The sequence below is a fragment of the Candidatus Neomarinimicrobiota bacterium genome, from assembly GCA_041862535.1.
Lineage (GTDB): Bacteria > Fidelibacterota > Marinisomatia > SCGC-AAA003-L08 > TS1B11.
Genome location: JBGVTM010000374.1, coordinates 1 through 5,653, shown reverse-complemented (window position 1 = coordinate 5,653; position 5,653 = coordinate 1). Strand labels below are relative to the sequence as shown.

6 protein-coding genes are annotated in these 5,653 nt (G+C 54.8%); 2 read left to right on the top strand and 4 right to left on the bottom strand.

The features are described 5' to 3' along the window. Window positions 1-319: hypothetical protein (locus ACETWG_13540; GenBank protein MFB0517606.1), on the top strand; the 319-nt coding region annotated here is incomplete at its 5' end. Between the two features lie 35 nt (window positions 320-354). Here ACETWG_13540 and ACETWG_13535 read toward each other — a convergent pair. Further along, window positions 355-1,668 (bottom strand): dipeptidase, encoded by a 1,314-nt coding sequence (locus tag ACETWG_13535; GenBank protein MFB0517605.1) that lies wholly within the window; start codon window positions 1,666-1,668, stop codon window positions 355-357. A gap of 256 nt (window positions 1,669-1,924) precedes the next feature. Then, the gene (locus ACETWG_13530) at window positions 1,925-3,409 is read right to left on the bottom strand and encodes a glycoside hydrolase family 10 protein (GenBank protein ID MFB0517604.1); all 1,485 of its coding nucleotides are present in this window, start codon (window positions 3,407-3,409) and stop codon (window positions 1,925-1,927) included. A gap of 131 nt (window positions 3,410-3,540) precedes the next feature. On the opposite strand from ACETWG_13530, the gene ACETWG_13525 reads away from it, so the two are divergent. Continuing rightward, window positions 3,541-4,338, top strand: a complete 798-nt coding sequence (locus tag ACETWG_13525; GenBank protein MFB0517603.1) for an SDR family oxidoreductase — start codon at window positions 3,541-3,543, stop codon at window positions 4,336-4,338. 83 nt (window positions 4,339-4,421) lie between these two features. Here the strand turns inward: ACETWG_13525 and ACETWG_13520 are convergent, their stop codons facing one another. Further along, the gene (locus ACETWG_13520) at window positions 4,422-5,120 is read right to left on the bottom strand and encodes a hypothetical protein (GenBank protein ID MFB0517602.1); all 699 of its coding nucleotides are present in this window, start codon (window positions 5,118-5,120) and stop codon (window positions 4,422-4,424) included. A gap of 24 nt (window positions 5,121-5,144) precedes the next feature. Next, window positions 5,145-5,653: aminotransferase class I/II-fold pyridoxal phosphate-dependent enzyme (locus ACETWG_13515; protein MFB0517601.1), on the bottom strand; the 509-nt coding region annotated here is incomplete at its 5' end.

Genomic DNA, 5,653 nt, shown 5'->3' with positions numbered 1-5,653 from the left:
TAGTTTATGGAAGGAATCCATCTCCTCCGGAGAGGGATATCTGACTAAACTCGATGCCCTTGATTGGGATTTATATTATGGAGTAGGATTCCTCGAAGGTAACCACTGCAACGATGTTTTCGCCTTCCGGGTTCAGGGATTGGCGATGACCCATTATAATGGCGTGAATTGGAAAAGAGATTTGACCCTTCAGAATCTTGATCCTGGACAATATTTCCAGATAACGGAAGTAGCCGTTGTCGGTGATACGGTTTTCATCGCCGGCACAGACTTCGAGTCCCGCAACATTTTACTGATTAGGGGATATCGGATCGAATAGGAACCAATCAGGCTGGAGGGCAAGCCAGGCCGGGTTCAATGCGTAGTCAGCGGCTTACTCTTCCCTTGATCCAGTTCCTCAATAAGGGCGTTTGAAGGAGCGGTCTTGCGCTGGAGTTTCTGGGCCACCTTTTCCACCTGGCGGAAGACCCGCAATAGGTTCAGCCCGGCTACCTTCTTAACGTCTTCTTCACTATAGCCTCTCCGCAGCAGCTCGGCCAGCAGCGCCGGATATTTCGAGACGTCCTCCAAACCGTCCGGGCCATTGCGGATGCCATCGAAATCGGAACCGATGCCGATATAATCAATCCCAATAACTTTCCGGACGTGATCGATATGGTCGGCCACATCCGCCAGGGTGACGATCGGGGCGGGGTGGTCTTCCCGCCAGGATGCCATGGCGGTTTCGACGGCGGCGGGGTCGTGGGAGTAGAGGGCTTCCAGCCGGGATTCCTCAGCGTTGTCCTGCGCCCAATACAGGCGCATGGCTTCAGAGACAAAGCCTGTGACGAAAGTAACCATCACGATGCCATCGTTTTTCTTGAGGCGCTTGAGCACATCATCGGGCACATTGCGGGGGTGGTCCACCAGCGCCCGGGCCGATGAGTGTGAAAATATCACCGGTGCCTCGGTCACATCCAGGATAGCGTGCATGGTTTCGGGTGAAACGTGGGATAAGTCCACCAGCATCCCCAGCCGGTTCATCTCCTGGATGACTGCCTTGCCGAAGGTGGTCAGTCCATGATGCTCAGGGGGAGCGGTGGCGGCCTCGGCCCAGGCGGTGTTGTCATTGTGGGTGATGGTCATGTACCGGGCACCGGCGCGATACAACTGCCTTAGAACCGCCAGGGAATTGTTGATGCAGTGACCCCCTTCTATCCCGATCAAGGAGGCGATCTTGCCGCTCCCGTGAATCCGGACAATGTCATCGGCGGTGAGCGCCAGTTCCAGGTCATCGGGATAACGCTCTACGAGCCGGTGGACCAGGTCGATCTGCTCCAGGGTGGCCTGAACGGCCTCGGGCCCTGGATAACCGGATGGGACCCATACCGACCAGAACTGACCGCCCACACCGCCGGCCCGCAGGCGCGGCAGGTCGGTCTGCATCGGCGGATCTAGATGACCGGTATCTTTGGAAAAGTCGATGGCATCCAGGTGGTTCTTCGCCCGGTCGCGATATTGCCACGGCGTATCGTTATGGCCATCAATGAGGGGCACTTCCGCCAGGATTTTGCGGGCCTTTTGTAGGAAGTCCTGGTTCTGGGGCGCCAGCAGCCCCGTACCAAAGGCTAAGTCCATTGCAGCTAGTATCATCATTGATATACCCAGGTATGCTAGTTTGAATGTCATGCAATACTCCTATCGCGCCTGATCTCCACCTGATCGTGGTTAAGGCAATCAGAGTTATATAGGATCGAGAATTAATGAAAAAGGTAAGCCGTTATGCATTCCACTGCCAAGAGAGTTGTTTACAGCGAATAGTCCTATCATCGATGGCTAATGATGAAGGGATTATTGAACCACGTCAATCGATCTGTGCTTGTCAGCGGACGTTACGTGGCTTATCCGAATGGAGCCCTCCGGTAGAAGGCTGATGGACCAGGTATTATTTTAAAAGCACCGGGTTGGATAGCCCGCTCTCGTTACCGGCGGCATCCAGGGCGGAGACGGCTGCGTAGTGTCCCTTCACGTCATTACCCGGTCTCATCTTCCATTCCAGCCGCGGACCGGCGGTCACTGCCCACAGGTTTCGACCATTACTGGTGTTGATGGGCAGCTTCCGTGACAGGTAAATATTGAAGCGCTGCACGTCATCATCTTCAGGCGTTACCCAGGTCAGCCTGATGGCGGTGCCGGAGACTTGTGCCTTCAAGTTGGTAGGCGGCTGGGGCGATTGGCGGTCCTTCCAGGGCATGGCTGGGATATTGGCAGGGTTCCTGAAGTGGTCAGTGGCCAGCTCTGACCAGCGCGTTTCCAGGCTGCGGGCGTCAAAAAAGACCATCCCGGGTATACGATGCTTCCTTAAGTCGTCAATCTGGCCCTCCGCCTCGTTCCATCGGTAGGGCCGCTTGCGGGCATTGTACATATAACTGCCGATACCGGGAAAGACATACCGCTCCCGAGCATAATGATTCTGCCACTCGATGGAGCGTTTCAGAAATGGTTGGGTAGGATGCTTTCTGGGCCAGTAGATCATGGGGGTGATAAAGTCCATCTTGCCCAGCTCCGTCCAGCGGCGGGGATCCTGGTAAACGATATGGTAGGCATTCCAACCGCCCGCTTCGTAGCTACCGATAACTGCGGCAGAGACCTTGATCCACGGCTTAACTGCTGTAATCGCGTTGTAGGCCCGGGCTACAAACCGGGTGATTTGTTCCCGCTGCCAGTCATTCCAGTCGAGCTGTAAGGGATTACCCTCAATCGAGTTGAATCGCTGGACGCTGATGGGGTCGTGAGAATAGCCTGCCCGGGGCGCTCCTTCAGGGTAGCGGATATAGTCGAAATGAACGCCATCGATATCGTAGCGCCTGATTACATCCAACACTACGCTGATGATGTGATCATGGACTCCCGGGATGCCTGGCGAGAAGGATATGTAATGATCGGATAGTGGCATGGGAGTGCCGCCCGAGTCACTGACTATCCACTGAGGATGGGTCAGGAATGGAGAGGCGGGTGTCGTAACTGGTGGAGGTTCAGATCCCCGCCATACGGGGAAGGTATTGAACCAGGCATGCAATTCCAGGCCGCGTCGGTGGGCCAACTCCAGGGCATATTCCAGGGGATCCCAACCGGGATCCTCTCCCGGGGTTCCTGTGAGCAGGCTGCCCCAGGGCTCCTGTCCGGGAGTGTAATAGGCGTCGCCGTTGCCCCGGACCTGGAAGAAAATGATATTGAAATGGGCGTCAGCGGCCTGGTTGATCACGTCGGCGATGTAGGCCCGTATGGAATCCTGGTCGTGGGTCAAGGTGAGCTGGCAGTAGTCGAAGCGATGCAGCCAGACGCCCCGGGCTTCCTTAACCGGTGGCGGCGGTCTGAAGTGAGCGCAGGAGAACGACAGAACAGCCACCAGAGATATTGCCACCAGCATAAGATATCGCCGCGAATTCGGGCGTGGGATGCTCCTTCTCATAGCTTTTAAGCTAAGTGGATTCTTCTCGACTCTGAAAGAAATCCTTCACAGATTTAGGCCTATCTTTGATAGTCAAATCGGGAGCTACCATGACATTTGAAGACAAACGGATTATCCTGACCGGTGCTGCTGGTGGCATCGGTACCGCCCTGGCGAAGCAGCTGGCTGCGGAAGGCGCACGTCTGGCGCTGGCCGACTTGAATACCAAGGGACTGGATTCAGTGGCTGAGGCGTGCCGGGTGCTTGGTGGTGAAACCCTGGTACACCCAACCGATGTGAGTGATAGAGAGCAGTGCCGCACTCTAATCGCCAGGACGGTTGAGACCTGGGGAGGGATCGATGTTCTCTTCTCCAACGCCGGAATCTCAATGTGGGCTCGCTTTGAAGACGTAACGGATATATCCATATATGAACGCCTGATGGCGGTGAATTATTTCGGGGCCCTCTACTGTACCTATTATGCTTTGCCTTATTTAAAGGAAAGCCGGGGGATGCTGGTTGTGGTAACCAGCTCTTCGGGGAAGACCGGGGCACCTTTGCACTCTGGTTATGCCGCCAGCAAACATGCCCTGCATGGATTTTTCGAGTCGCTGCGGACGGAGCTGGTAGGTAGTGGCGTGCAGATAACCCTCGTGGTTCCACTGTTTGTGGCGACCGGTATCCGTCTCCGTGGCTTCCAGGGAAACGGTAGCCACCCTTCGGTGGACCCTTACGATGATTCCAAGTCGATGAGCGCCGATCAGGTTGCGCGAATCGCCATCAAGGCTGCCAAAAAGGGGAAACGTGAGGCAATCGTGACCCTGGAGCTAAAGGCGGCCGTCAAACTCCGGCCCTTTATTCCCGGTATCGTGGATAGCTTTGCTAGGAGAAAGGTGGGACTGCAATAGAATATTATTGTAAGAGTAGGTTTCTGGCTGCCCAACCCAGGGCGGGGAAAAGCGGTTGAGCACAGACGCTGGGAAGGGGTGCGCTAGACGAACTTTTCAGGTCTGGGATATAGTTGCTGTCCTATTGAACTAGGCTTATTGATCGTCTGCATATACACCGTTGGCTCAGTGGTTTCCAGGTCTATGTCCCGGAAAAAGGGGTGAGACCACATCTGGCCCGCATCACCAGTGGACTGGTGCTCAAAGAGACTCCCCTTCATCTCGACGTCAGCAACATAAATCTCACCCGCTTCTTTCACAAACGCCTGATAGTATCTACCATCCTTGGTGTATACTGGATTTGGATGGATATTCTTCATGGATATGATGGGACCATTTCCATCTTCATATTTGACCGAGTGAGGATCTTGCTGAAGGCTGACTTTTGTGAATTGCCCATAAACGGGAAGTTTGTAATAATTAACACAATGATCGAGATGTTCCTGGCAGGTGCTACCAAGGGAGAGGACGTACATAGCGGATTGAGGTACGCCCCGGGAGAGGTCCGGAGTAACGATCAGGCTTAGAACGAGTTCCTGGAATTCGGGCAGGTAGCCAAGGCCCCCTTCAGGAAAGTTGAACGCCGCAAGGTGAAGCAAAGAGATGCCGGGGGCCACCTCAATGGGGGTAAGTCGCTTCGGAACCAGGTGTTCGATAGCCTCAGTCTCGATTTCGTAAATAGTGGAGAGGGCAAAGTTCAGTTGCCAGATGATCAGGCCCTCTTTGTTCTTGTAATCGACCAATGATAGGGGCTCCTTTGATGTGGTTTAAGCCTGTTGATCTTCGAGGCGGAATCCGAAGTGCTCAGCCGCTTTGAGGATCGCCTCTGCTCCTTTATCCATTTGCTCTTTGGTGTGCTCTGAGGTCACAAATAGGCGAATCCGTGACTTGTTTTTTGGGACGGCGGGGAAGGACATCAGGGAGACATCCATCCCCTGATGCTGTAAGTAGTCACTCAGCAGGATAGAGATGTGCTCATCGCCGTAAATGACGGGAATGATCCAGCTGTGGCTGCTGCCGATATCCACTTGGCCTTGGAGCTTGGAACGCATATAGTCGGCATTGCGGCGGATGCGCTCCCGCTTGGCCTTTCCATCTGGTCCGGCGGCGAGTTCCAGCACCTTGATCAGCCCGCCGGTGATGGCGGGATCGAGAGCGCAGGAGAACATGCGTGAACGGGCATACCAATTGACGTAGTTGGTCAGGTCTTCGCGAGCATAAAGGCAGCCGCCGACGCCGCCAAATGACTTGCTGAAGGTCACGATGATCATATCCA